Origin of the sequence: Klebsiella aerogenes, assembly GCA_029027985.1 — a bacterium.
In the GTDB taxonomy this organism is placed as follows: Bacteria; Pseudomonadota; Gammaproteobacteria; order Enterobacterales; family Enterobacteriaceae; genus Klebsiella; species Klebsiella aerogenes_A.
In genome coordinates, this window is record CP119076.1 from 3,767,644 (window position 1) to 3,791,851 (window position 24,208).

At 55.5% G+C, this 24,208-nt stretch carries 26 protein-coding genes and 1 pseudogene; 12 read left to right on the plus strand and 15 right to left on the minus strand.

Annotation, left to right across the window (positions count from 1 at the left end):
• Nucleotides 1-8: 8 nt before the first annotated feature.
• Both cyoE and PYR66_17905 read left to right on the plus strand, forming a co-directional pair.
• The gene (gene cyoE, locus PYR66_17900; GenBank protein ID WEF27155.1) at nt 9-896 is read left to right on the plus strand and encodes a heme o synthase; all 888 of its coding nucleotides are present in this window, start codon (nt 9-11) and stop codon (nt 894-896) included.
• A 214-nt stretch (nt 897-1,110) separates the two neighbouring features.
• Nucleotides 1,111-2,475 carry an MFS transporter gene (locus PYR66_17905; protein ID WEF27156.1) on the plus strand — a complete coding sequence of 455 codons (1,365 nt, stop codon included), beginning with the start codon at nt 1,111-1,113 and terminating at the stop codon, nt 2,473-2,475.
• 65 nt (nt 2,476-2,540) lie between these two features.
• Here PYR66_17905 and PYR66_17910 read toward each other — a convergent pair whose 3' ends face one another.
• Complete coding sequence (locus PYR66_17910) at nt 2,541-3,032, minus strand: YajQ family cyclic di-GMP-binding protein (protein ID WEF27157.1); 492 nt, start codon at nt 3,030-3,032, stop codon at nt 2,541-2,543.
• A gap of 138 nt (nt 3,033-3,170) precedes the next feature.
• Here PYR66_17910 and panE point away from each other — a divergent pair, with 138 nt between their 5' ends.
• The 3 genes and pseudogenes from panE to PYR66_17925 all read left to right on the plus strand — a co-directional run bounded on the left by panE (nt 3,171) and on the right by PYR66_17925 (nt 4,766).
• On the plus strand, nt 3,171-4,082 hold the full coding sequence (gene panE, locus PYR66_17915) for a 2-dehydropantoate 2-reductase (protein WEF27158.1): 912 nt from the start codon (nt 3,171-3,173) through the stop codon (nt 4,080-4,082).
• The gene (gene yajL, locus PYR66_17920) at nt 4,045-4,638 is read left to right on the plus strand and encodes a protein deglycase YajL (GenBank protein WEF27159.1); all 594 of its coding nucleotides are present in this window, start codon (nt 4,045-4,047) and stop codon (nt 4,636-4,638) included. Before panE ends, yajL begins: the two co-directional genes overlap by 38 nt.
• Nucleotides 4,639-4,682: 44 nt before the next feature.
• Nucleotides 4,683-4,766: pseudogene (locus PYR66_17925) on the plus strand (polyketide cyclase).
• 64 nt (nt 4,767-4,830) lie between these two features.
• On the opposite strand, the gene thiI reads toward PYR66_17925, so the two are convergent.
• A complete protein-coding gene (thiI, locus tag PYR66_17930; GenBank protein WEF27160.1) occupies nt 4,831-6,279 on the minus strand; it encodes a tRNA 4-thiouridine(8) synthase ThiI in 1,449 nt (482 codons plus the stop codon).
• A gap of 236 nt (nt 6,280-6,515) precedes the next feature.
• Between thiI and xseB the strand changes: the two genes are divergently transcribed.
• From xseB to PYR66_17950, 4 genes are read left to right on the plus strand one after another with little or no spacing between them, the layout of a single operon-like run.
• Entirely contained in the window at nt 6,516-6,758 is a 243-nt protein-coding gene (gene xseB, locus PYR66_17935; GenBank protein WEF27161.1) for an exodeoxyribonuclease VII small subunit, read from the plus strand.
• Nucleotides 6,759-7,658 (plus strand): (2E,6E)-farnesyl diphosphate synthase, encoded by a 900-nt coding sequence (ispA, locus tag PYR66_17940; protein ID WEF27162.1) that lies wholly within the window; start codon nt 6,759-6,761, stop codon nt 7,656-7,658. It begins immediately after the preceding gene.
• A gap of 18 nt (nt 7,659-7,676) precedes the next feature.
• Nucleotides 7,677-9,539 carry a 1-deoxy-D-xylulose-5-phosphate synthase gene (gene dxs, locus PYR66_17945; GenBank protein WEF27163.1) on the plus strand — a complete coding sequence of 621 codons (1,863 nt, stop codon included), beginning with the start codon at nt 7,677-7,679 and terminating at the stop codon, nt 9,537-9,539.
• A 60-nt stretch (nt 9,540-9,599) separates the two neighbouring features.
• Nucleotides 9,600-10,574 (plus strand): aldo/keto reductase, encoded by a 975-nt coding sequence (locus PYR66_17950; GenBank protein ID WEF27164.1) that lies wholly within the window; start codon nt 9,600-9,602, stop codon nt 10,572-10,574.
• A gap of 46 nt (nt 10,575-10,620) precedes the next feature.
• Here the strand turns inward: PYR66_17950 and pgpA are convergent, their stop codons facing one another.
• The 6 genes from pgpA to nrdR all read right to left on the minus strand — a co-directional run bounded on the left by pgpA (nt 10,621) and on the right by nrdR (nt 14,720).
• Nucleotides 10,621-11,088: a phosphatidylglycerophosphatase A gene (gene pgpA / locus PYR66_17955; GenBank protein ID WEF30491.1), complete on the minus strand. Its 468-nt coding sequence runs from the start codon at nt 11,086-11,088 to the stop codon at nt 10,621-10,623.
• A gap of 25 nt (nt 11,089-11,113) precedes the next feature.
• Nucleotides 11,114-12,091, minus strand: a complete 978-nt coding sequence (thiL, locus tag PYR66_17960; protein WEF27165.1) for a thiamine-phosphate kinase — start codon at nt 12,089-12,091, stop codon at nt 11,114-11,116.
• Between the two features lie 73 nt (nt 12,092-12,164).
• A complete protein-coding gene (nusB, locus tag PYR66_17965) occupies nt 12,165-12,584 on the minus strand; it encodes a transcription antitermination factor NusB (GenBank protein WEF27166.1) in 420 nt (139 codons plus the stop codon).
• Between the two features lie 21 nt (nt 12,585-12,605).
• Nucleotides 12,606-13,076 carry a 6,7-dimethyl-8-ribityllumazine synthase gene (gene ribE / locus PYR66_17970; protein WEF27167.1) on the minus strand — a complete coding sequence of 157 codons (471 nt, stop codon included), beginning with the start codon at nt 13,074-13,076 and terminating at the stop codon, nt 12,606-12,608.
• 87 nt (nt 13,077-13,163) lie between these two features.
• The gene (ribD, locus tag PYR66_17975; protein WEF27168.1) at nt 13,164-14,267 is read right to left on the minus strand and encodes a bifunctional diaminohydroxyphosphoribosylaminopyrimidine deaminase/5-amino-6-(5-phosphoribosylamino)uracil reductase RibD; all 1,104 of its coding nucleotides are present in this window, start codon (nt 14,265-14,267) and stop codon (nt 13,164-13,166) included.
• 3 nt (nt 14,268-14,270) lie between these two features.
• Nucleotides 14,271-14,720 (minus strand): transcriptional regulator NrdR, encoded by a 450-nt coding sequence (gene nrdR, locus PYR66_17980; GenBank protein WEF27169.1) that lies wholly within the window; start codon nt 14,718-14,720, stop codon nt 14,271-14,273.
• Between the two features lie 147 nt (nt 14,721-14,867).
• Between nrdR and PYR66_17985 the strand changes: the two genes are divergently transcribed.
• Both PYR66_17985 and PYR66_17990 read left to right on the plus strand, forming a co-directional pair.
• Nucleotides 14,868-15,407, plus strand: a complete 540-nt coding sequence (locus tag PYR66_17985) for a DUF3251 domain-containing protein (protein ID WEF27170.1) — start codon at nt 14,868-14,870, stop codon at nt 15,405-15,407.
• Between the two features lie 291 nt (nt 15,408-15,698).
• Nucleotides 15,699-16,583: a nucleoside-specific channel-forming protein Tsx gene (locus tag PYR66_17990; GenBank protein WEF27171.1), complete on the plus strand. Its 885-nt coding sequence runs from the start codon at nt 15,699-15,701 to the stop codon at nt 16,581-16,583.
• A 54-nt stretch (nt 16,584-16,637) separates the two neighbouring features.
• On the opposite strand, the gene PYR66_17995 is transcribed toward PYR66_17990, so the two are convergent.
• The 7 genes from PYR66_17995 to queA all read right to left on the minus strand — a co-directional run bounded on the left by PYR66_17995 (nt 16,638) and on the right by queA (nt 23,371).
• A complete protein-coding gene (locus PYR66_17995) occupies nt 16,638-17,333 on the minus strand; it encodes a YafY family protein (GenBank protein WEF27172.1) in 696 nt (231 codons plus the stop codon).
• A gap of 24 nt (nt 17,334-17,357) precedes the next feature.
• Nucleotides 17,358-17,723 carry a VOC family protein gene (locus PYR66_18000; protein WEF27173.1) on the minus strand — a complete coding sequence of 122 codons (366 nt, stop codon included), beginning with the start codon at nt 17,721-17,723 and terminating at the stop codon, nt 17,358-17,360.
• 135 nt (nt 17,724-17,858) lie between these two features.
• The gene (gene secF / locus PYR66_18005) at nt 17,859-18,830 is read right to left on the minus strand and encodes a protein translocase subunit SecF (GenBank protein ID WEF27174.1); all 972 of its coding nucleotides are present in this window, start codon (nt 18,828-18,830) and stop codon (nt 17,859-17,861) included.
• 10 nt (nt 18,831-18,840) lie between these two features.
• On the minus strand, nt 18,841-20,688 hold the full coding sequence (gene secD, locus PYR66_18010; protein ID WEF27175.1) for a protein translocase subunit SecD: 1,848 nt from the start codon (nt 20,686-20,688) through the stop codon (nt 18,841-18,843).
• A 26-nt stretch (nt 20,689-20,714) separates the two neighbouring features.
• On the minus strand, nt 20,715-21,047 hold the full coding sequence (yajC, locus tag PYR66_18015) for a preprotein translocase subunit YajC (protein WEF27176.1): 333 nt from the start codon (nt 21,045-21,047) through the stop codon (nt 20,715-20,717).
• 22 nt (nt 21,048-21,069) lie between these two features.
• Complete coding sequence (gene tgt, locus PYR66_18020) at nt 21,070-22,197, minus strand: tRNA guanosine(34) transglycosylase Tgt (protein WEF27177.1); 1,128 nt, start codon at nt 22,195-22,197, stop codon at nt 21,070-21,072.
• 109 nt (nt 22,198-22,306) lie between these two features.
• Nucleotides 22,307-23,371 carry a tRNA preQ1(34) S-adenosylmethionine ribosyltransferase-isomerase QueA gene (gene queA / locus PYR66_18025; GenBank protein WEF27178.1) on the minus strand — a complete coding sequence of 355 codons (1,065 nt, stop codon included), beginning with the start codon at nt 23,369-23,371 and terminating at the stop codon, nt 22,307-22,309.
• A gap of 208 nt (nt 23,372-23,579) precedes the next feature.
• Here queA and acpH point away from each other — a divergent pair, with 208 nt between their 5' ends.
• The gene (gene acpH, locus PYR66_18030) at nt 23,580-24,161 is read left to right on the plus strand and encodes an ACP phosphodiesterase (GenBank protein ID WEF27179.1); all 582 of its coding nucleotides are present in this window, start codon (nt 23,580-23,582) and stop codon (nt 24,159-24,161) included.
• Nucleotides 24,162-24,208: the final 47 nt, after the last annotated feature.

Sequence of the window (24,208 nt, forward strand, 5' to 3'; positions counted from 1 at the left end):
CGGCGAGTATGTTTAAGCAATACCTGCAAGTAACGAAACCAGGCATTATTTTTGGCAACCTGATCTCCGTGATCGGCGGTTTCCTGCTGGCCTCCAAAGGCCACATCGACTATCCGCTGTTCGTCTGGACGCTCCTCGGAGTATCCCTGGTGGTCGCCTCGGGTTGTGTTTTCAACAACTATATCGACCGTGATATCGATCGTAAGATGGAACGGACGAAAAACCGGGTGCTGGTCAAAGGGCTGATCTCGCCAGAATCATCGCTGGTATACGCCACCTTGCTGGGTATTGCTGGCTTCATGCTTCTGTGGTTCGGCGCGAACCCGCTGGCCTGCTGGCTGGGCGTAATGGGGTTTGTGGTTTATGTCGGCGTCTACAGCCTGTACATGAAACGCCACTCCGTCTACGGCACGCTGATTGGTTCTCTCTCCGGCGCTGCGCCGCCGGTGATTGGCTACTGTGCGGTCACCGGTGACTTCGACAGCGGCGCGGCAATTCTACTGGCTATCTTTAGCCTGTGGCAGATGCCTCACTCTTACGCCATCGCGATCTTCCGTTTCAAGGATTATCAGGCGGCGAATATTCCGGTTCTGCCGGTGGTGAAAGGTATCTCGGTCGCGAAAAACCATATCACGCTGTACATCGTGGCTTTTGCCGTAGCAACGCTGATGCTTTCTCTGGGCGGTTACGCCGGGTACAAATACCTGGTCGTGGCGGCTGCAGTGAGCGTCTGGTGGCTGGGCATGGCGCTGCGTGGTTACAAAGTAGCGGATGATAAAGTCTGGGCGCGTAAGCTGTTCGTCTTCTCCATCGTCGCTATTACCGCGCTGTCGGTGATGATGTCCGTCGACTTCATGGTGCCGGATTCACATAATCTGCTGGCTTACGTCAGATAAGATTACGCGTTATGTGCAATGAAAAGCCTCCGCCAGTCGGGGGCTTTTTTATATTTACGCCTGGTATCCCCCTCCCCTACTGACGCCCGTAAGAATACTTGCCCTTTTCATTTTCACCTTACGCAACACAACCGTAATATCTGCTAAACAAACATTTATTTACGCTTCCTTGTCCCCCCACTACACTAGTCGCAGTTTTAATATTGAGGTGGTAATGAACGATAACAAAATGACGCCAGGGGAACTGCGCGCGACCTGGGGTTTAGGGACCGTATTTTCGCTGCGTATGCTCGGCATGTTTATGGTCCTGCCAGTTCTGACCACGTACGGCATGGCGCTGCAGGGAGCGAGTGAAGCGCTGATTGGTCTGGCGATTGGTATTTACGGGCTCGCGCAGGCTGTCTTCCAGATTCCATTTGGCTTGCTTTCCGATCGTATCGGGCGTAAACCGCTGATTGTCGGCGGGCTGCTTATCTTCGTCATTGGCAGTATCATTGCTGCTCTGACCGATTCAATCTGGGGCATTATTCTCGGCCGCGCGCTACAGGGTTCCGGCGCTATCGCCGCGGCAGTCATGGCGCTGCTTTCTGATTTAACCCGCGAGCAGAACCGTACCAAAGCGATGGCTTTCATTGGCATCAGCTTTGGCGTGACCTTTGCTATCGCCATGGTGCTCGGCCCTATTGTCACTCATCAATTGGGGCTGCACGCGCTTTTCTGGATGATTGCTATTCTGGCAAGCATCGGTATTTTGCTCACCCTGTGGGTCGTACCGAATAGCCATAACCACGTGCTTAACCGTGAATCCGGCATGGTGAAGGGCTGCTTCAGCAAAGTTCTTGCCGAACCGAAACTACTCAAGCTTAACTTCGGCATCATGTGCCTGCACATCATGCTGATGTCGACTTTTGTCGCGTTACCAGGCCAACTGGAAGCCGCCGGCTTCCCGGCGGCCGAACACTGGAAAATCTATCTGGTCACCATGGTGGTATCATTTGTCGCCGTCGTGCCATTCATCATCTACGCGGAAGTCAAACGCAAGATGAAACGCGTTTTCCTGTTCTGCGTCGCCCTACTACTCGTTGCTGAAATCGTTCTCTGGGGCGCGGGCGGCTATTTCTGGGAGCTGGTTGCGGGCGTACAGCTATTCTTCCTCGCTTTCAATCTGCTGGAAGCCTTATTGCCTTCGCTAATCAGCAAGGAGTCTCCGGCAGGTTACAAAGGCACGGCGATGGGCATCTACTCCACCAGTCAGTTTATCGGCGTCGCGATCGGCGGCGCGCTGGGCGGTTGGGTCGACGGCTTCTTCGATTCACAAACGGTATTCTTACTTGGGGCATTGCTGGCAATGCTGTGGCTGCTGGTTGCCAGCACCATGAGCGAACCGCCGTATGTAAGCAGTTTGCGAGTGGAGATCCCGGAAGACATCGCCATCACAGAGGAACTGCAAACCCGTCTGCAGTCGAAGCCTGGCGTCGAACAAGTGATGATTGTCGCGGCTGAACGTTCTGCCTATATCAAAATAGACAGCAAAGTGACCAATCGCTTCGAGATAGAGCAAGCCATCAGCGGGGTTTAAAAAAAGCGGGGATTTCCCCGCTTTTTCGCTTCAAACGCCTGGCACACTCGCGCGAGTGTGCTCAGTTAATCGCGGAAGTTCTTAAACTGGAATGGCTGACCGAGGTCGCCGCCGCGAACCAGCGCCATAACGGACTGTAAATCATCGCGAGACTTACCGGTAACGCGAATTTCTTCGCCCTGAATTTGCGCCTGCACTTTCAGTTTGCTGTCTTTAATCAGCTTAACGATTTTCTTCTGGATGGCGCTCTCAATGCCTTGCTTCAGCTTGGCTTCGACAAACCAGGTTTTACCGCTATGCACGAAGGTTTCCGGCACGTCGAGCGAGCTCCCCTCAATGCCGCGCTTGAGCAGCTTGGCGCGCAGGATATCCAGCAACTGATTAACCTGGAAATCAGATTCGCTCAGCACCTTGATGGTTTTGCTGGTTTCATTCAGCTCAAAGGTGGCTTCAACATTACGAAAATCAAATCGTGATTCGACTTCGCGGCTTGCATTATCGACCGCATTACGCGCTTCCTGAAGATCGACTTCAGAGACAATATCGAAAGATGGCATCTTTTCCTCTCCTTCCGTTTCTTTTGCGTTGCATAATACCCACAACGCGGCATAACTCAACTTGTTATCCCGGAAGCTTAGCTGATAACGCTATACTTTAGCTACAAGCGCCTGGGGAGTCGCAGGTGAGGAGGAATAATGAAAGTAACCGTACTCGGATGCGGTGCACTGGGGCAACTATGGTTAACCGCGCTGCGTAAAAACGGACATGAGGTCCAGGGCTGGTTACGCGTCCCTCAACCATTTTGTAGCGTTAATCTCATCGAAACCGATGGCAGTACCTTCAACGAATCAATGACCGCTAACGATCCTGATTTTCTCGCCGCCAGCGATCTGCTGTTGGTGACGCTCAAAGCGTGGCAGGTCTCACAGGCGGTCAAAAATCTGGCGGCCATCTTACCGGCTTCAGCGCCGATTTTGCTTATCCATAACGGTATGGGTACCCTTGAGGAATTAAGGAGCGTTAAACAACCGCTGCTGCTGGCGTCCACCACGCATGCGGCCCGCCGCGATGGCAACGTCATCATTCACGTTGCTCAGGGAACCACGCATATTGGACCTGCCAAACACTATCCCAAGGATTACAGCTATCTGGCCGATGTTTTGCAAAACGTACTGCCGGACGTTGCCTGGCACGACAATATCCATCCGGCGTTATGGAGCAAGCTGGCGGTTAACTGCGTGATTAACCCATTGACCGCGCTAAAGGATTGCAGAAACGGCGAACTGCGTGATTACCCGCAAGAGATCAAACGCATCTGCCAGGAAGTCGCCTCAGTGATGGAGCGCGAAGGCATTCATACGTCTGCGGAAAACCTGTTATTGTATGTAGAGCAGGTGATTGAAAGTACGGCAGAAAATATCTCATCCATGCTGCAGGACATCCGCGCGCAGCGGCATACGGAAATCGACTACATTACCGGTTTTCTGCTTAATCGCGCCCGGGCCCACGGTCTGTCAGTACCGGAAAATGCCCGTTTATTTGAACAGGTAAAGCGAAAGGAGAATGTTTATGAGCGCGTCGGCACTGATTTGCCTCGCCCCTGGTAGCGAAGAGGCCGAAGCGGTCACCACTATCGATTTATTAGTGCGTGGCGGTGTGCAAGTCACGACCGCCAGCGTCGCCAGCGACGGCAACCTGACCATTGTCTGCTCACGCGGCGTGAAACTGCTCGCCGATGCGCCGCTGGTTGAAGTCGCCGACGGCGATTTTGATATGATCGTCCTGCCTGGCGGCATTAAAGGCGCAGAGTATTTCCACGACAGCCCCCTGCTGGTTGAGACTGTCAGGCAATTTCATCTTTCGGGGCGTATCGTCGCAGCCATTTGCGCCGCGCCCGCAACCGTGCTGGTGCCGCATAACCTATTCCCGATCGGCAACATCACCGGTTTCCCGGCACTGAAAGAGCGCATCCCGGCCGAACAGTGGCAGGATAAACGCGTCGTCTGGGACCCAAGGGTTAATCTATTAACCAGCCAGGGGCCAGGAACATCCATTGATTTCGCCCTCAAAATGATAGACCTGCTGGTTGGTCGTGAGAAAGCGTACGAAGTCGCCTCGCAGTTAGTGATGGCGGCTGGCATCTATAATTACTACGAAGCCTGATAGCCGGTCCGCGCCGCGCCAGTATCGGCCCTCTGGCGCGCATGGAGCGATATGAAAAGATGGGATTTTTTGAGGGCTGGAATATCGTCATCGATCAATTGAATGAGCTGGCGCTGACGCTACGCTGAGGCCCCCGCCAAAAGATAAAAAAAGCCTTCCATCACGGAAGGCTTTTTTATGATGACCGCCGGGCTATGGGCGATAAACCTTCACGTTGCTAAAGCCCTGCTCGCGCAGATACAGCGCCTGCAGACGGCTCATAACGCCACGTTCGCACCACAGTAGCCAGGTTTTGCTCTGATCGAGATTGCCGAACTGCGTGCTTAACTTGTAGAACGGCAGCGACACCACTTCGACGCCTTCCACTTTCAGCGGCTTATCGTCCTGCTCATCAATAGAACGAATATCGAGAATCACATCATTAGCGCCAAAGCCGCTGACGGTTTCCACTTCCACCACGTCCTGCTGCGTTTGCTGAGCGATATCACGAATATCGATGTTATTCGCTTCCTCAACCACTTTCTCAAGGATGCTGAAATCGAAGTTTTCTTCTTCCGCCTCGATCTTCGCTTTTACCGCTTTGACGGTCGGGCTCTTCGAGATAACGCCGCAATATTCCGGCATCGTACGGGCGAAATCTTCAGTACCAATTTCACGCGCCAGGTTAATGATGTGCTCTTTATCGTGCGAAATCAGCGGACGCAGAATCAGCGTGTCAGAGACATTATCGATAAGGCGCAGGTTGGTCAGCGTCTGGCTGGATACCTGGCCCAGCGCTTCGCCGGTCACCAGCGCCTGCACGCCGTAGCGCTCGGCGACTTTCGACGCCGCGCGTACCATCATACGTTTGAGCACCACGCCCATCTGGCCGTCATCGACTTTTTCGAGAATTTCGCCAACAACCGGTTCGAAGTTAATGGCCACGAAGCGGACGCGGTGGGAGCTGCCGAAGCGGTTCCACAGATAGTGCGCGACCTGACGAACGCCGATTTCATGCGCGGCGCCGCCGAGATTAAAGAAGCAGTAGTGTACGCGGCAGCCGCGACGCATCAGCATATAGCTGGACACGCCAGAGTCGAAACCGCCGGAGATAAGCGACAGCACATCTTCCTGAGTGCCGATAGGGAAGCCGCCGATACCTTCATAGCGCCCTTTCACCAGCAGCAGGCGATCGTTTTCGATCTCCAGATTCACCGTCACGTCCGGATCGGTGAGTTTCACGCGCGCCGATTCAATGTGCTGATTCAGGCCGCCGCCGACATAGCGCTCAACCTCAATAGAAGTGAACTCATGTTTACCACGACGCTTCACGCGTACGCAGAAGCTTTTGCCTTCGAGCTGATCGCGCCACAGCGGTAACGTCTGCTCAAAGATGTTATGCAGCGAGGTGAAAGGAACGTCTTCCACTTCCAGAATATGGTGAATGCCCGGGATGCGGGTCAGCGCGTCGCGAATAGCCGGACGCTGATTTTCATCTTTCGCGCGAACTTCGATATGATCCCAATGACGAACGACGGCGAGCGTCTCATCATAGTTTTTGAGAACGTTACGAATGTTCCCGGTTAAAATTTTAATAAAGCGCAACCGCACAGATTGGCTTTTGATGGTGATTTCCGGGAACAATTTAATGATAAACTTCATGGCGACAATAGTTCGTTGGCAAGCCCGACGGGGCTTTAAGCAAATAAAGTTGTACAGGCGCGACACAGCGTCTGCATCCAGGGCGCGAAGTATACCATCATTGTTCGCTTTTCGCCTGGCATTGCGCGTTTTCGCGAAAATGAATCTGCCGGCATTAACGCCGCGAGTTTGCTTAACCGCCCGACTCCGTTACCATACTGATAGCCATCGAGACATAACAAGAGTCTATATTCACTATGCCAAAGAAAAATGAGGCCCCGGCCAGCTTTGAGACCGCGTTAGGCGAACTCGAACAGATCGTTAATCGTCTGGAAAGCGGCGCGCTGCCGCTGGAAGAAGCGCTCAGCGAATTTGAACGCGGCGTGCAACTCGCGCGCCAGGGCCAGGCAAAACTGCAACAGGCCGAGCAGCGTGTCCAAATCCTGCTGGCCGATAGCGAAGACGCGCCGCTGACTCCCTTTACGCCGGACGCTGAATAAATGGACTTCCCGCAACAATTACAGGCCTGCGTCGCGCAGGCTAATGACGCGCTGCGCCGTTTTATTTCCCCGCTGCCGTTTCAGAACACTCCGCTGGTTGAAGCCATGCACTATGGCGCATTATTGGGCGGCAAACGCCTGCGCCCTTTCCTGGTCTACGCCACCGGCGAGATGTTCGGCGTCAGCCGCGCAACGCTGGATGCTCCGGCCGCCGCCGTCGAATGTATCCACGCCTACTCGCTGATACATGATGACCTGCCGGCGATGGACGATGACGATCTACGCCGCGGTCAGCCAACTTGCCACATTAAGTTTGGCGAAGCGAATGCGATTCTTGCCGGAGATGCGCTGCAAACGCTGGCATTTTCTATACTGAGTGATACGCCGATGCCGGAAGTGCCGGATCGCGATCGTCTGGCGATGGTCTCCGAGCTGGCCCATGCCAGCGGCGTCGCGGGCATGTGCGGCGGTCAGGCGCTGGATCTGGAAGCCGAAGGCCAACACGTAGACCTGCAGGCGCTTGAGCGCATTCACCGCCATAAAACCGGCGCGTTGATCCGCGCGGCAGTCCGTCTTGGCGCGTTAAGCGCAGGCGAACGTGGTCGTCAGGCCCTGCCGGCGCTCGATCGCTTTGCAGAAAATATCGGTCTCGCCTTCCAGGTGCAGGATGACATTCTTGATGTGGTGGGTGATACTGCGACCCTTGGCAAACGTCAGGGTGCCGACCAGCAGTTAGGCAAAAGTACCTATCCGGCGCTGTTGGGACTTGAGCAAGCCCAGCAGAAAGCGCGCGATCTGATTGCCGACGCCCGCCGGGCATTAGATGAACTGGCGGCGCAATCGCTGGATACCACGGCACTGGAAGCGCTCGCGAATTACATTATTCAGCGCGATAAATAAACAATAAATGAGTCTCTGATGAGTTTTGATATTGCCAAATACCCAACCCTGGCGCTGGTAGATTCCACCCAGGAGTTGCGCTTGTTGCCAAAAGATAGCCTGCCGAAGCTCTGCGATGAGCTGCGCCGTTATCTTCTGGACAGCGTGAGCCGCTCCAGCGGCCATTTTGCCTCTGGCCTTGGCACGGTTGAACTGACCGTGGCGTTACACTATGTCTATAACACGCCTTTCGACCGCTTAATCTGGGACGTTGGCCATCAGGCTTACCCGCACAAAATTCTGACCGGCCGCCGCGATAAAATCGGCACCATCCGGCAGAAAGGCGGGCTGCATCCATTCCCATGGCGCGGCGAGAGCGAGTATGACGTACTGAGCGTCGGGCACTCCTCTACCTCCATTTCCGCCGGGATCGGGGTGGCGATTGCCGCCGAAAAAGAAGGCAAACAGCGGCGTACCGTTTGCGTCATCGGCGATGGTGCCATCACCGCCGGGATGGCGTTTGAGGCGATGAACCACGCGGGCGATATCAAACCAGACATGCTGGTCGTGCTGAACGACAATGAAATGTCGATTTCAGAAAACGTCGGCGCGCTGAACAACCATCTGGCACAGCTGCTCTCCGGCAAGCTGTACTCCTCGCTGCGCGAAGGCGGCAAGAAAGTCTTCTCCGGCGTACCGCCGATCAAAGAACTCCTCAAGCGCACCGAAGAGCATATCAAAGGCATGGTGGTGCCCGGCACGCTGTTTGAAGAGATGGGCTTTAACTATATCGGCCCGGTAGACGGCCACGATGTGCTGGGTCTGGTCAATACGCTGAAGAATATGCGCGACCTGAAAGGGCCGCAGTTCCTGCACATCATGACCAAAAAAGGCCGCGGCTATGAACCGGCCGAAAAAGACCCTATTACCTTCCATGCGGTACCCAAATTCGATCATACCAGCGGCGTGCTGCCAAAAAGCAGCGGCGGCCTGCCTTCGTATTCAAAAATCTTCGGCGACTGGCTGTGTGAAACCGCCGCCAAAGACGACAAACTGATGGCGGTCACCCCGGCGATGCGCGAAGGTTCCGGCATGGTCGAGTTTTCGAAGAAATACCCGGATCAATATTTTGATGTCGCGATTGCCGAACAGCACGCGGTGACCTTTGCCGCCGGGATGGCGATTGGCGGCTATAAGCCGATCGTGGCGATCTACTCCACCTTCCTGCAGCGCGCTTATGATCAGGTGATTCACGATGTCGCCATTCAAAAGCTGCCGGTACTGTTCGCTATCGATCGCGCGGGCATCGTTGGCGCCGACGGCCAGACGCATCAGGGGGCATTCGATCTCTCCTTCCTGCGCTGTATCCCGGAGATGGTGATCATGACGCCGAGCGATGAAAACGAATGTCGCCAGATGCTCTACACCGGTTATCACTATAACGCCGGGCCTAGCGCCGTACGTTATCCTCGCGGCACCGGTACTGGCGCCGAACTCCAGCCGCTGGCGTCACTGCCGCTCGGCAAAGGCGTGGTAAAACGTACCGGTGAGAAGGTCGCGATCCTCAATTTCGGCACTCTGCTGTCGGAAGCCGCTCAGGCCGCGGAAAAGCTCAACGCTACGCTGGTCGATATGCGTTTCGTGAAGCCGCTTGATGACGCGCTGATCCTGCAGCTTGCCGCCGATCACGACACGCTGGTTACGATCGAAGAGAATGCCATCATGGGCGGCGCGGGCAGCGGCGTGAACGAGCTGCTGATGTCCCACCGCCGCGCGGTGCCGGTGCTGAACATCGGCCTACCGGACTTCTTTATCCCGCAGGGAACTCAGGAAGAAGCTCGCGCCGACCTCGGCCTGGATGCTGCCGGCATCGAAGCCAAAATCCGCGACTGGTTGGCATAATTGCCTGTATCGCTCCTGCTATGCTTAAAGGATACCCTTTAACAGTAGCAGGAGCGTCTTATGCACTATATCCCTCTTGGCGATACCCACCTCCGCGTTTCCCGGCTTTGTCTCGGCTGTATGACCTTCGGCGAACCAGACCGCGGCAATCACGCCTGGACGCTCCCTGAAGAGAGCAGTCGCCCGCTGATTAAACATGCGCTGGAAGGCGGAATTAACTTCTTTGATACCTCGAACAACTACTCCGACGGCAGCAGCGAGGAGATCCTCGGCCGAGCGCTACGCGAATACGCTCGCCGCGATTCGGTGATCGTCGCCACCAAGGTCTATCACCAGGTCGGCGACCTGCCGCAGGGGCTTTCACGCGCGCAGATTATGCGATCCATCGACGATAGCCTGCACCGCCTGGGAATGGACTATGTCGATCTACTGCAAATCCATCGCTGGGATTACGCCACGCCAATAGAAGAAACGCTGGAGGCGCTCAGTGACGTCGTACGGACAGGGAAAGCACGTTACATCGGCGCATCGTCGATGCACGCCCGGCAGTTCGCACAGGCGCTCGCGCTGCAGGAACAAAACAACTGGGCGCGTTTCGTCACCATGCAGGATCATTACAACCTGATTTACCGCGAAGAAGAAAACGAGATGCTGCCGTTGTGTCATCGTAAAGGTATTGCGGTGATGCCGTGGAGCCCGCTGGCGCGTGGACGCCTGACGCGTCCATGGGGAGAAACCACCGCACGGCTGGTTTCGGACGAATTCGGCAAGTCGCTGTATAGCGCCACCGACGCGAATGATGAACAAATCGCCGGGAAACTGGAGGAAGTGGCAGAGGAAGTCGAGGCCAACCGTGCGCAGGTAGCGCTGGCCTGGCTATTAAGTAAGCCCGGCGTGGCTGCGCCGATTATCGGCGCCTCCCGTCAGGAGCAGTTGGATGAGCTCCTGCATGCCATCGACTTAACGCTGACGCCGGAACAGATTGAGAAACTGGAGGCGCCCTATCAGCCCCACCCGATTGTCGGCTTCAAATAGCGCCCGCGGCGAAATGCAAAACCCCGGCAATGCCGGGGTCTGTGCCTTAGATAAGGCCTATCGGCCAATGATGGCCAATCAGGTACAACACGCCCGCGGAGATCACCCCAGCGACGATATCATCGACCATAATCCCCATACCACCGTGGATATTGCGGTCAAACCAGCGGATCGGCCACGGCTTCCACATATCAAAGATGCGGAAAATAACGAAGCCGGCTACCACCCACTGCCAGTCCATCGTCGGTAGCGCCATCAGGGTGATCCACATCCCGACAAACTCGTCCCAGACGATGCTGCCGTGGTCGTGGGCTCCCATATCTTTGGCCGTTCGGTGACACAAATAGACGCCGATGCAGATGCTCATCATCACCACCAGCGAATAGAGCTGCCAGGGAAGAAATGTCATCAGATACCAGAAAGGAATCGCCGCCAGCGAGCCCATCGTACCCGGCACTACCGGGCTAAGGCCGCTACCGAAGCCGGTCGCCAGCAGATGCCAGGGATTACGCATATTGAGGCGGCTTTTGGCCTCGTCTTTACTCCGTGCCAAAATGATCGTACCCCTTTAAATCCAATTTAATCGGCTTACCTTCCCGGATAAACTGCAGTCCATCGGCTTCCGCCACAATCTGGCCGATACAGGTAAAGCGCGCGCCAAGCTGGCCAATAGCGACATCCAGCGCCCCGCGGTTCAGCTCAGGCACGGTAAAGCACAGTTCATAATCTTCGCCGCCGGAGAGCGCCCAGCGCAACGCCTGCTCGGGATCGACCTGGCGTAGCATCGCATCGGAGTACGGCATCGCGTCGAGATCGATGCGCGCGCCGCAGTTGCTGGCCTTCAGAATATGACCTAAATCGGAAATCAGACCGTCAGAGAGATCGATTGCCGAATTCGCCAGATCGCGCAGCGCCTGCCCCTGCAGGACGCGCGGCATCGGACGTAAATGACGCGCCAGCAGATAATCGGCATCGGCCGGAGAATCAACCGTCAGCCGGTCTTGTAAAATGGCCAGTCCCGCGGCGCTATCGCCCGGCGTACCGGTAACATAAATCCAGTCACCCGGTTTAGCCCCGGAACGTTTCATCGCGCGGCCCGGCGGTACAAAGCCATGGATACCCAGCGTCATCGACAACGGCCCGCGGGTGGTGTCGCCGCCGATCAACTGCATATCATAATAGTTAAGCTGGACGAACAGGCTGTCGCTGAAGGCTTCCAGCCATGCTTCGTCGGCTTCCGGTAAGGTGAGCGCCAGCGTGAGCCACGCCGGTTCCGCGCCCATTGCCGCCAGATCGCTCAGGTTCACCGCCAGCGCTTTATACGCCAGATCGGCAGGATCGATATCGGCTAAAAAGTGATTGCCCGCCACCAGGGTGTCGGTGCTGATTGCCAGCGTTTTTTTCTCGGGGATATTCAGGAGCGCGCAGTCATCGCCGATGCCGGTTTCAACATCAAGGCGGGCGCTTTTAACGCGATCAAAATAACGGGCAATCAGGGAAAATTCGCCGCATGCCATACGTTATGCCTCAGCAAAGAAAAGAATAAGGCCGGGTTCGCAGGATGACATCCCGCAAAGCCCGGCCTGGAGTTTACTTTTTGTGGGGACGAATTACCGGGGCTGCTTTATCCAGCACGCCGTTGACAAACTTATGGCTATCTTCAGCGCCGAAGGTCTTCGCCAGTTCGATAGCTTCGTTGATGGCCACTTTGTACGGCACATCGTCACGCTTCGACAGCTCAAACAGCGCGATACGCAGTACCGCTTTTTCTACCTGACCCAGCTCTTCCAGTTGGCGGGACAGGTATGGCTTCATCAGACCGTCGAGGTACGCGCTGTTAGTCGCCACTCCGGACAGCAGTTCACGGAAATACAGAACGTCTACATCTTTTACATCCTGTTCCGCCAGGAACTGGTATTCAACATCAGCGATGTCGTTCTGGGACAACTGCCAGGAGTAGAGCGCCTGGACGGCACACTCACGGGCGCGGCGACGAGCAGCAGGTTTCACGGAATTCCCCTTACAAAAAAATCAGGCCTTGATGGCTTTCAATACGTTAATCATTTCCAGCGCGGTCAGCGCGGCTTCTGCGCCTTTGTTACCCGCTTTGGTGCCAGCGCGTTCGATGGCTTGTTCAATACTTTCAGTGGTCAAAACACCAAAGGCTACCGGGATTTCGCTGTCCTGAGCGACGTGCGCCAGGCCATTGCTTGCACCGCCAGCCACATATTCGAAGTGGGCGGTACCGCCGCGAATCACCGTACCCAGCGCGATCACCGCGTCATACTTACCGGTTTTCGCCAGTGCGCCAGCCGCCAGCGGCAGCTCATACGCGCCTGGAACCCAAACAACGGTGATATTTTCATCTTTTACCTGACCAATGCGTTTCAGGGCGTCAATCGCGCCTTCCAGCAGGCTGTCATTGATAAAGTTGTTGAAACGCGCAATGGTGATGGCGACGCGAGCGTCCGGGGTAGCAACGTTAGCTTCAATAATGTTCATACTCTTCCTTCGGGTTCATGTGCCCCGCAAGGGGGGCGGATTTTATCATAATATTCTGGGCGCTGCTTCCTAATAATCAGGAAAGCATCACGCAGTCGTTAAATGCAGGCAGACATCCGGGCCAACCTGGCGTATCTCGTTGAAGGTGAAATGGGGCGCCTCACTCAGTTTCTCAAGCCCCGGCAGCGCGCATAAACCACGCGCGTCGCTTCCTAACAGTTTAGGCGCAATGTAGACGATAAGCTCATCCACCAATCCGGCCTGCAGCAATGCACCGGCCAACGTCGGCCCCGCTTCCACCCAAATGCTATTCACCTGCTGTTTACCGAGCTGCATCATCAGCACCACCAGGTCGAGATGGCCGTTATGTTCCGGCACCAGCAAGGTACGCACATTTTCCGGCCATTGACGTTCATCAGCGCGCGTGCGGGCAAACAACGTTTCCCCGTCCTGCTGTACGATACGGTGCTCCGGCGTCACGCGATTTTGACTATCGATGACAACACGCAGCGGCTGACGCAGATGCTCCTGCGGATAGAGAGCCTGAGTGTCAGCGCTCAGCTCCTGCCAGCGCACGGTCAGCGCGGGATCGTCTGCCAGCACCGTCGCGCTAGTAGTGAGAATCGCGTGGCTCTGCGCGCGCAGACGCTGCACGTCGCGTCGCGCCTGCGGCGAGGTAATCCACTGGCTTTCGCCGTTAGCCATCGCCGTACGGCCATCAAGCGAAGCGCCCATTTTCAGTTGAATCCACGGAAAGCCGGTACGCATCCGTTTCAGAAAGCCCTTATTCAGCGCTTCCGCTTCATTCATCATCAGCCCGTGACTGACTTCAACGCCCGCCTGCTGCAGGCGGTACAAGCCGCGGCCCGCCACCTGCGGATTCGGGTCCTGCATCGCGGCGATCACGCGCGCTACGCCTGCGGCGATCAATGCGTCACAGCACGGCGGTGTGCGCCCATGGTGGCTGCAGGGTTCTAGCGTGACGTAGGCGGTCGCGCCTTTGGCTTTGTCGCCGGCCATACGCAACGCGTGTACTTCAGCGTGCGGCTCACCGGCCCGATAGTGAAAGCCCTCGCCGACGATCTCGCCGTCTTTTACGATCACGCAGCCGACGTTCGGGTTAGGATGGGTGGTAAAGCGTCCGCGCGCAGCAAGCTTCAGCGCTCGCGCCATGTACATTTCGTCCTGCATGGCTTAGTCCTGTAAACGGGCGATCTCTTCGCCGAACTCTTTAATATCTTCGAAACTGCGATAGACGGAAGCGAAACGGATATAGGCGACCTTATCGAGCTTTTTGAGCTGCTCCATCACCAGATTGCCGATCATTTTGCTCGGCACTTCACGCTCGCCGGTACCACGCAAATGCGTTTTAATGTGGTTGACCGCCATTTCGACGTCATCGGCGCTGACCGGGCGCTTTTCCAGCGCTTTCAGCATGCCGCTACGCAGCTTATCTTCATTGAAAGGTTCGCGCACATCGTTACTTTTCACCACCCGCGGCATCACCAGTTCGGCCACTTCAAAGGTGGTGAAACGTTCATTACAGACCAGACACTGCCGACGACGACGCACGGAGGAGCCCTCGCCGACCAGGCGAGAATCGATAACTTTGGTATCCACGGCGAAACAGAAAGGGCAATGCATAGCGCGTCCTGACAGGTAGTTAATCTGAAGGGTAGTTTACCCTGAAGTCTGCGGACTACAAAGAAAGAGCTTTTGAGACAAAGGATCTATGGTAGGCCCGGTCGGTTTAGCTACCATTAAGCATCCTCTGTAAACGGAATCCTGACCATGACAAGACGTTACATAAAACTGGCTATCGTCGGAAGCCTGTTCACCCTTACCGCCTGCGCCCAGCAAAGCGAAATGAGCCAAATGAACCAGAGCGTCAGCACGCTGAGTCAGGAGATGACCCAACTGAATCAGCAAACGATAAAAATCACTCAGCAAAACGCACTGAATGCTAAATCCACCAGCGGCGTTTACCTGCTGCCGGACGCCAAAACGCCAGCGCGACTGGATAGCCAAATCGGCACTCTGCGGATGTCGGTGGGCAGCATTACGCCAGATGGCGATGGTTCACGCGTGACCTTACGCATCCAGGGTGAATCCAACGATCCGCTCCCGGCCTTTACCGCTACCGTGGCTTCCGGGCAGATCAGCGGCACCACCCACAGCTATCAGGAAGTTAACGTCCAGGATCAGTTGATTAGCGCCCCGGCCAGCATCCTCGCGCCAAGCGATGTCGATATTCCGCTGCGCCTGAATGCGGCTCCCGATAAAGTCGGCTTTATTCGTATCCACGACATTCAGCCTGCCAACGCGCAATAAGCGCTCACGCCGGGCAAACACAGCCCGGCGCCCCGCTCGACCTATCCACTTACAACTTTTCACAAGAGTTCATTAGAAATCGTTCGTCATAACGATTTTCAGTAGCATTTTGTCAAGAAATGCATAAAATCGTGAACGCAATCGATTACGCATGTTTTGTTTCTGTGAAACAACACGTATTTTTGTGAGCAATGATTTCTATAATAGACCCCCACAGAAAGACGACATATTTAGAAACGCTTCGGCAATTTTCTTAACGCCTTTTGGCTTAATTTAAACAGTGGCATCAATATGAAAAAAACATTACTGGCAGCGAGCGCGGTTGTGGCGCTTTCCGCTTCTTTCACCGCTGGCGCAGCGGAAACTGAAAAACCGCAGTACCTGTCTGATTGGTGGCACCAGAGTGTGAACGTAGTTGGCAGCTACCACACCCGTTTTGGGCCGCAGCTCCGTAACGATACTTACCTGGAATACGAAGCGTTTGCTAAAAAAGACTGGTTTGATTTCTATGGCTACGTCGACCTGCCGGTATTCTTCGGCGGCAACAGCTCTGCCCAGGGTATCTGGAACGACGGTTCCCCGCTGTTTATGGAAATCGAGCCGCGTTTCTCTATCGATAAGCTGACCAATACCGACCTGAGCTTCGGGCCATTCAAAGAGTGGTACTTCGCGAACAACTACATCTACGATATGGGTCGTAACGAATCCCAGCAGCAGAGCACCTGGTACATGGGTCTGGGTACCGATATCGATACCGGTCTGCCGATGAGCCTGTCGCTGAACGTCTATGCAAAATACCAGTGGCAGAACTACGGCGCGTCCAACGAAAACGAGTGGGACGGCTACCGCTTCAAGGTGAAATACTTCGTTCCGCTGACCGACCTGTGGGGTGGTTCGCTGAGCTATATCGGCTTCACCAACTTCGACTGGGGTTCCGATCTCGGCAATGACAACTTCTACGATCTGAACGGTAAGCACGCGCGTACCGGCAACTCGATCGCGTCCAGCCACATCCTGGCGCTGAACTACGCGCACTGGCACTACTCGATCGTCGCACGTTACTTCCATAACGGCGGCCAGTGGGCTGATGATGCTAAGCTGAACTTCGGCGATGGCGACTTCAGCGTTCGCTCTACCGGCTGGGGTGGTTACCTCGTCGCGGGTTACAACTTCTAATCGCCTTTAGCGCAAGATACCGCCCGGACCGCGTGCTACGCAGCCCGGGCGTTTTTATTTTTCCCGTACATCGCATCTCACCTTACGCAAAAAATCGCTTAATGAGCGGTCAGCGCACTCGCTAAAGCGGCGTTCGGTCGCCAGCACCTCCAGGCAACGGTCGAGACGAAAGCTACGATAATCATTGCGCAGCTCACACCAGGCCACCAGCAGCCAGCGTTCGCCCCAGAAAAACAAGCCCAGCGGCAGCACCTCGCGCTGCGTCACCTGGCCTGACTCATCCTGATAATACAGTCGTAACACCTGCTGGCCAGACACCGCCTGGTGGATCACATCAAAATGCGTTTTAGCGTAACGATGCGCCCCGAGATCCGGGGCAAACAACCGGGTTTGCTCGGCTTTACGCCGCCGCTCTTCCGGCAGGATCGCCAGCATTTTTTCCTGCGCCGATTCCAGCGACTGTGACAGCGCCTCGCCGCCCCAGGTTTTCAACAATCGAATCGCTGCGATCAGCGCCTCCGATTCTTTGCTGGTCAGCATCAGTGGCGGCAGGTCATAGCCAGCCAGCAGCCGATAGCCGCTCCCGGCTTCCCCCTCTACCGGTACGCCGGACAGTGAAAGGTCGCGAATATCGCGATAGACGGTACGCTCCGACACGCCCAACCGCTCTGCCAGCAACGCGGCGGTAGTCAGCCGTCTGCCGCGCAGGATCTGCACTATCTGAAATAAACGGTCGGCGCGTCGGGTCATTTCTCGTTTCGCAAAAAGTTAGGGTTATGCCGGCTGATGCAGGCCGACACGGTTGCCTTCGCTGTCGGTAAACAGGGCAATAGTGCCAATATCGTTTGGCAGCACCAGAGGGCCAAAAACACATGCTCCGCCCGCCGAGGCGACACGATCCAGGGTGGCGGCGAGATTGGCGGTATGCAGATAAATAATAGCGCCCTGCGACGATGGCGCGATACCGTCAAATTTGGCCAATGCACCGCCAGGAGCCGGGTCCTGATGCGGGAAGACGGCCAAATCCGCACAATCCATGGTTTCACGACGCAGCGTCACCTGCAGCACCGGCTCATAAAACGCGACGGCGCGATCCATATCAGCGACCGGAATTTCAAACCAGTTAATCACGTTGTTCATACTTCCTCCAGCTCGTTAGTGAGTTCAGAGGCAGTGTACGGGAGGGCTCCTGACAGCATACTGTCAGCAGGTTTTATGCGGGCAAAAAAATCCCGGCCACCGGGGCCGGGATTGCTTTCTATCAACTGAACCGTATTACGGCAGAATAGACGGCTGATCCGCCCCTTCTTTTTCGACCTTCTGCTGGAGCAGGTGCTCGCGCTTCATGCCCAGTTTCAACGCCAGCGCGGACGCGACGTAGATAGAAGAAGCCGTACCGATGGAAACACCGATCAGCATGGTCAGCGAGAAGCCTTCCAGAATCGGGCCGCCGAAGAGGAACAGCATCAGGATCACCATCAAGGTGGTACCGGAGGTGATCAACGTACGGTGCAGCGTCTGGGTCAACGACACGTTAAAGATTTCGTACGGCGTACCGCGACGGATCTTACGGAAGTTTTCACGGATACGATCCGATACCACGATACTATCGTTCAACGAGTAACCGATAACCGACATCAGCGAAGCGACGATGGTCAGGTCAATCTCGATATGGAACAACGACAGTACGCCCATGGTAATCACCACGTCGTGCGCCAGTGCGATAACCACCCCGGCCGCCAGACGCCATTCAAAGCGGAAACCGACATAGATGAGGATACACACCAGCGCGGCGATCAGCGCCAGGGCGCCGGTTTGCGCAAGGTCTGCGCCCACGCTTGGGCCAACAAACTCAATACGCTTCACCGTCGCGGTTTGGCTGGTCGCTTCGTTAATCACGTTAACGACCTTGCTACCCAGCTCCTGGCTGCCGTTGGCATCATGTACCGGCGGCATACGCACCATGATGTCGCGGCTGCTACCGAAGTTCTGCAACTGCGGCTCCACAAAGCCCGCTTTCTGCAGCGCGTCGCGCATCTGGTCCATATCAACCGGTTTTTCGAGGGTAATTTCAATCACCGTACCGCCGGTGAAATCCAGACCCCAGTTAAACCCGCGGACGCCGATGATGGCGATCGACACAATCAGCAGAAAACCTGAAATGCCGAAGGCCCAGTAGTCCCAGCGCATAAAGTCCCAGACTTTACGGCCATGGTTCAATTGTTCAACAGTATATTCCTGTGCCACAACGCACTCCTCAGATAGACAGCTTTTTAACGCGCTTGCCGCCGTACAGCAGGTTCACGATGGCACGGGTGCCGACGATAGCGGTAAACATTGAGGTCGCGATACCGATACCGGTCGTAATCGCAAACCCTTTAATGGCACCGGTACCGACTGCGTACAGGATGATAACTTTGATTAGCGTCGTCACGTTGGCGTCGAAGATGGAGCTAAACGCCCCCTTATAACCTTCGTCAATCGCTTGCTGAACGGTGCGTCCGTTGCTCAGTTCTTCCTTGATACGTTCGTTAATCAGTACGTTAGCATCGACCGCCACCGCAAGGGTTAAGACGATACCCGCGATCCCCGGCATGGTCAGCGTCGCCCCCGGAATCAGGGACATAATGCCGACAATCAGCACCAGGTTGGCGACCAGCGCAGAGGTCGCAATCAGGCCGAACTTCTTATAGAAGAAGATCATAAACAGGATAGAGACCACCAAACCGGCCAGACACGCTTCCAGACCCTGCTTGATGTTCTGCATACCCAGAGTTGGGCCGATAGTACGCTCTTCCACGATCTGAATCGGCGCAATCAGGGCGCCCGCACGCAGCAGCAGCGACAGCTGACGCGCTTCGGTCGGGTTGCTGATACCGGTAATACGGAAGCTGTTGCCCAGGCGAGACTGGATGTTGGCGATGTTAATCACCTCTTCCTCTTTCGCCAGGATTGCACGGCCGTTGGCATCTTTCTTACCGCTGTCTTTGTACTCCACAAACAGGGTCGCCATCGGTTTACCGATATTGTCCTTGGTGAAGTTAGACATGATATTGCCGCCAGCGCTGTCCAGGGAAATATTAACCTGCGGCTGGTTGTACTCATCCATGCTGGAGGTGGAGTCAGTGATATGGTCACCGGTCAGGATCACGCGCTTATACAGCACGACCGGACGGCCTTCACGGGTCTCTTTTACTTCCGAGTCGCCCGGTACGCGGCCAGAGGCGGCAGCGGACTGATCGACGTTCGTGTTCACCAGACGGAATTCCAGCGTCGCGGTCGCACCAAGGATTTCCTTCGCACGAGCGGTATCCTGGATACCCGGCAGCTCAACAACGATACGGTCGGAACCCTGACGTTGAACCAGCGGTTCGGCGACGCCCAGTTGGTTAACGCGGTTACGCAGAATGTTGATGTTCTGCTGAACGGCGTATTCGCGAGCTTCTTTCAGACGTTCGTCGGTCATCACCGCTTTCAGCGCGTTGTTACCCTGGCTTGAGATAACCAGATCGCGATGGCGCGGGCCGAGATAAGAGATAGCCTGATCGCGCGCCGCGCTGTCGCGGAAGACGATGCTCAGACCGTAGTTGTCTTCCTTACGCACGGTGGAGTAAGGAATGCCTTTGTCACGCAGCTCGCTGCGCAGGCTATCGATGTTTTGTTCCTGCAATTTGCCTAATGCGGTGTCCATGTCCACTTCCATCAGGAAGTGCACGCCGCCGCGCAGGTCAAGACCCAGCTTCATCGGCTCGGCATACATTGCCGCCAGCCAGCGTGGGGTCGCCGGAGCAAGGTTTAGCGCCACGACGTATTTGTCACCCAGCTCGTTTACCAGCGCTTCACGCGCACGCAGCTGAGTATCGGTGGTGTCGAAGCGCGCAAGAATTGCGCCCTCTTCCAGTGCCACAGACTTCGCGGTAATTTTTTCTTCTTGTAAAGTTTTCTGGACCTGGATCAGCGTTTGCTCACTGGCGGCGACGCCGCGCGCGCCAGTGATTTGAACAGCCGGATCCTCACCATACAGGTTGGGAAGCGCATAGATCAGGCCGACGATAATCACGACGACCAGCATGACGTACTTCCACAAAGGATAACGGTTTAACACGGCAGTTCCCTTCGGGAAAATGGTAATTACAGCGCCTTCATGGTGCCTTTCGGCAGAACGGCAGCGACGAAGTCACGTTTGATAACCACTTCGGTGGTATCGTTCAGTGCGATAGCGATGTAGCCGTTTTCCGCGACTTTAGTCACACGACCAACCAGACCGCCGTTAGTCAGGACTTCATCGCCTTTGGCGATAGAGCTCATCAGGTTCTTGTGCTCTTTAGTACGTTTCTGCTGTGGGCGCAGGATCATGAAGTAAAAAATCAGACCGAACACCACCAGCATCAGAATCAGAGACATTGGGCTGCCCTGCGCCGGCGCGCCGGTTGCTGCTACCGCATCAGAAATAAAAAAGCTCATTGAAATTCCCTCATTATTAAAATTAATCAACGTTCAAAGGAGGTACGGAACGCCCCTGACGTTGGTAAAAATCGGTCACGAAGCTCTCTAATTTACCCTCTTCGATAGCCTTGCGTAAACCAGCCATTAAACGCTGATAATAGCGCAGGTTATGAATGGTATTGAGGCGCGCGCCCAATATTTCGTTACAACGATCAAGATGATGCAAGTAAGCACGTGAATAATTGCGACACGTATAGCAATCGCACTCGGCATCCAGCGGCGATGTATCGCTTTTATGCTTCGCGTTGCGGATCTTCACTACGCCATCGGTCACGAACAGGTGGCCGTTGCGCGCGTTGCGCGTCGGCATAACGCAGTCGAACATATCGATGCCGCGACGTACCCCTTCCACCAGGTCTTCCGGTTTCCCGACGCCCATCAGGTATCGCGGTTTATCTGCCGGGATCTGCGGGCAAACGTGCTCCAGGATACGGTGCATGTCTTCCTTCGGCTCGCCGACAGCCAAACCGCCGACAGCGTAGCCATCAAAGCCAATCTCTACCAGACCTTTAACTGAGATATCTCGTAAATCTTCGTAAACGCTGCCCTGGATGATGCCAAAGAGCGCATTTTTGTTGCCGAGACCATCGAAACGGTCGCGGCTACGCTTCGCCCAGCGCAGAGACATTTCCATCGAACGCTTGGCGTAATCCCAGTCCGCCGGGTACGGCGTACATTCGTCGAAGATCATCACGATATCGGAACCGAGATCGTATTGAATCTCCATGGATTTTTCCGGATCGAGGAAAATCGGATCGCCGTTGATCGGGTTACGGAAGTGCACGCCCTGCTCGGTGATCTTACGGATATCGCCGAGGCTGAAGACCTGGAAACCGCCGGAGTCGGTCAGGATCGGTCCTTTCCACTGCATGAAATCATGCAGGTCGCCGTGCAGCTTCATGATCTCCTGACCCGGGCGCAGCCACAGGTGGAAGGTGTTGCCGAGGATGATTTGCGCGCCGGTGGCTTCGACCTCTTCCGGCGTCATCCCTTTTACGGTGCCGTAGGTGCCAACGGGCATAAAGGCTGGCGTTTCAACGACGCCGCGATCAAACACCAAACGGCCGCGACGCGCGCGGCCATCGGTGGTATCCAGTTCAAATTTCATTATTGCTCCTGCGTCAGAAAAACAGTCCGACGTTTAAATACTCGCCACGGAATGATTCCGTGGCTAAAAAATGCGTCATGGCGTCAAAATGGCAAGTGAGATAGCCTGATTACGGACGCTCAGAAATAGCCTGCGGATTGTACGTGATAAACATCGCGTCCCCGTAGCTAAAAAAGCGATATTTTTGCGCTACCGCAGCCTGATAGGCGTTCATGGTGTGCTGATAGCCCGCAAAAGCGGAGACCAGCATAATCAGAGTTGATTCAGGGAGATGGAAGTTCGTCACCAGTGCATCGATGATTTTGTACTGATATCCCGGATAGATAAAGATCTGCGTATCGGCAAAAAACGGTTCAATCAGCTCGTTTTTCGCCGCCTGCGCCGCGCTTTCCAGCGAACGCACAGAGGTCGTGCCCACCGCGATAACGCGGTTGCCGCGAGCTTTCGCCGCCAGCACCGCGTCCACCACATCCTGCGGTACTTCCGCATATTCGGAGTGCATGATGTGCTCTTCAATGCTGTCGACGCGCACCGGCTGGAAGGTTCCCGCCCCTACGTGCAGGGTCACAAACGCCATCTCGACGCCTTTGGCGCGCAGTTTTTCCAGCAGCGGATCGTCAAAGTGCAAGCCAGCGGTCGGCGCGGCCACCGCGCCAGGCTTGGTGCCATAAACGGTCTGATACAGTTCGCGGTCGGCATCTTCGTCAGGACGATCGATATACGGCGGCAGCGGCATATGGCCGATGCTGTTGAGAATATCGAGCACCGGGCGCTCATCGTTGAATTCAACTTCAAACAGCGCGCCGTGGCGCGCCAGCATGGTGGCATTAATACTTTCGTCATCGCCCAGCAGCAGTTCCGCGCCCGGTTTCGGCGCCTTGGAAGCGCGAATGTGTGCCAGAATACGTTTATCATCCAGCATCCGCTCAACCAGTACTTCAATCTTGCCGCCGCTGGCTTTACGGCCAAACAGACGCGCCGGGATCACCCGGGTATTGTTAAAGACCAGAAGATCGCCAGGGTTGAGCTTATCAAGCAAATCGGTGAAAGTACCGTGCGTCAGCGCGCCCGTCGGCCCGTCCAGCGACAGCAAGCGGCAGCTACTGCGCTCCGGTTGCGGATAGTGGGCAATCAGGGATTCAGGTAGTTCAAAGGAAAAATCGGTAACGCGCATGACGATGACTCAGACTAAATAAAGAGGCGGGTAGTCTAGTGCCGGGAGGGGCTCCCTGCAACCGTTACCCTATTCAACACGGGATATAATAGGCGAAATGATCCCGGCGGCATGAAGACAACGGCAAGTAACCCCGGCTTGCAGAGTACATTAATCGCCCGGCAAGAACGGTAAACCTGTCAGCGGCAGTTCGAAGGAAAAAGGTAATATGAATTTTCTCGCGCATTTACACCTCGCCCACCTCGCGGATAGCTCGCTGTCGGGTAATCTGCTGGCCGATTTCGTCCGTGGTAACCCACAAGGCGAGTATCCCGCCGACGTCGTTGACGGCATTTATATGCACCGGCGTATCGACGTGATGACCGACAACCTGGCGGAAGTCAAAGAGGCCCGCGAGTGGTTTCGCCCCGAGACCCGCCGCGTCGCGCCGATTTCTCTCGACGTCATGTGGGATCACTTCTTGTCGCACCACTGGGCTCAGATCTCCCCTGACCTACCGCTGAGCGAGTTCGTGCGCTACGCCCACGCTCAGGTCGCGCAAATTCTGCCCGCTTCGCCCCCGCGTTTCGTTAACCTCAACGAATATATGTGGTCTGAGCGCTGGCTGGAACGCTATCAGGATATGGAGTTTATTCAGCGCGTACTGAACGGCATGGCCAGCCGCCGACCGCGTCTTGATGCCCTGCGTGATTCATGGCACGACCTCGACAATCATTATGAGCAACTCGAACAGCAGTTCTGGCGTTTTTATCCGCAAATGATGGAACAAGCGAAAAAAGGCACCTTATGAAAGGTTGCGCTTTCTCACAAAACGATTATTCTGAGAGCGCTATTGAA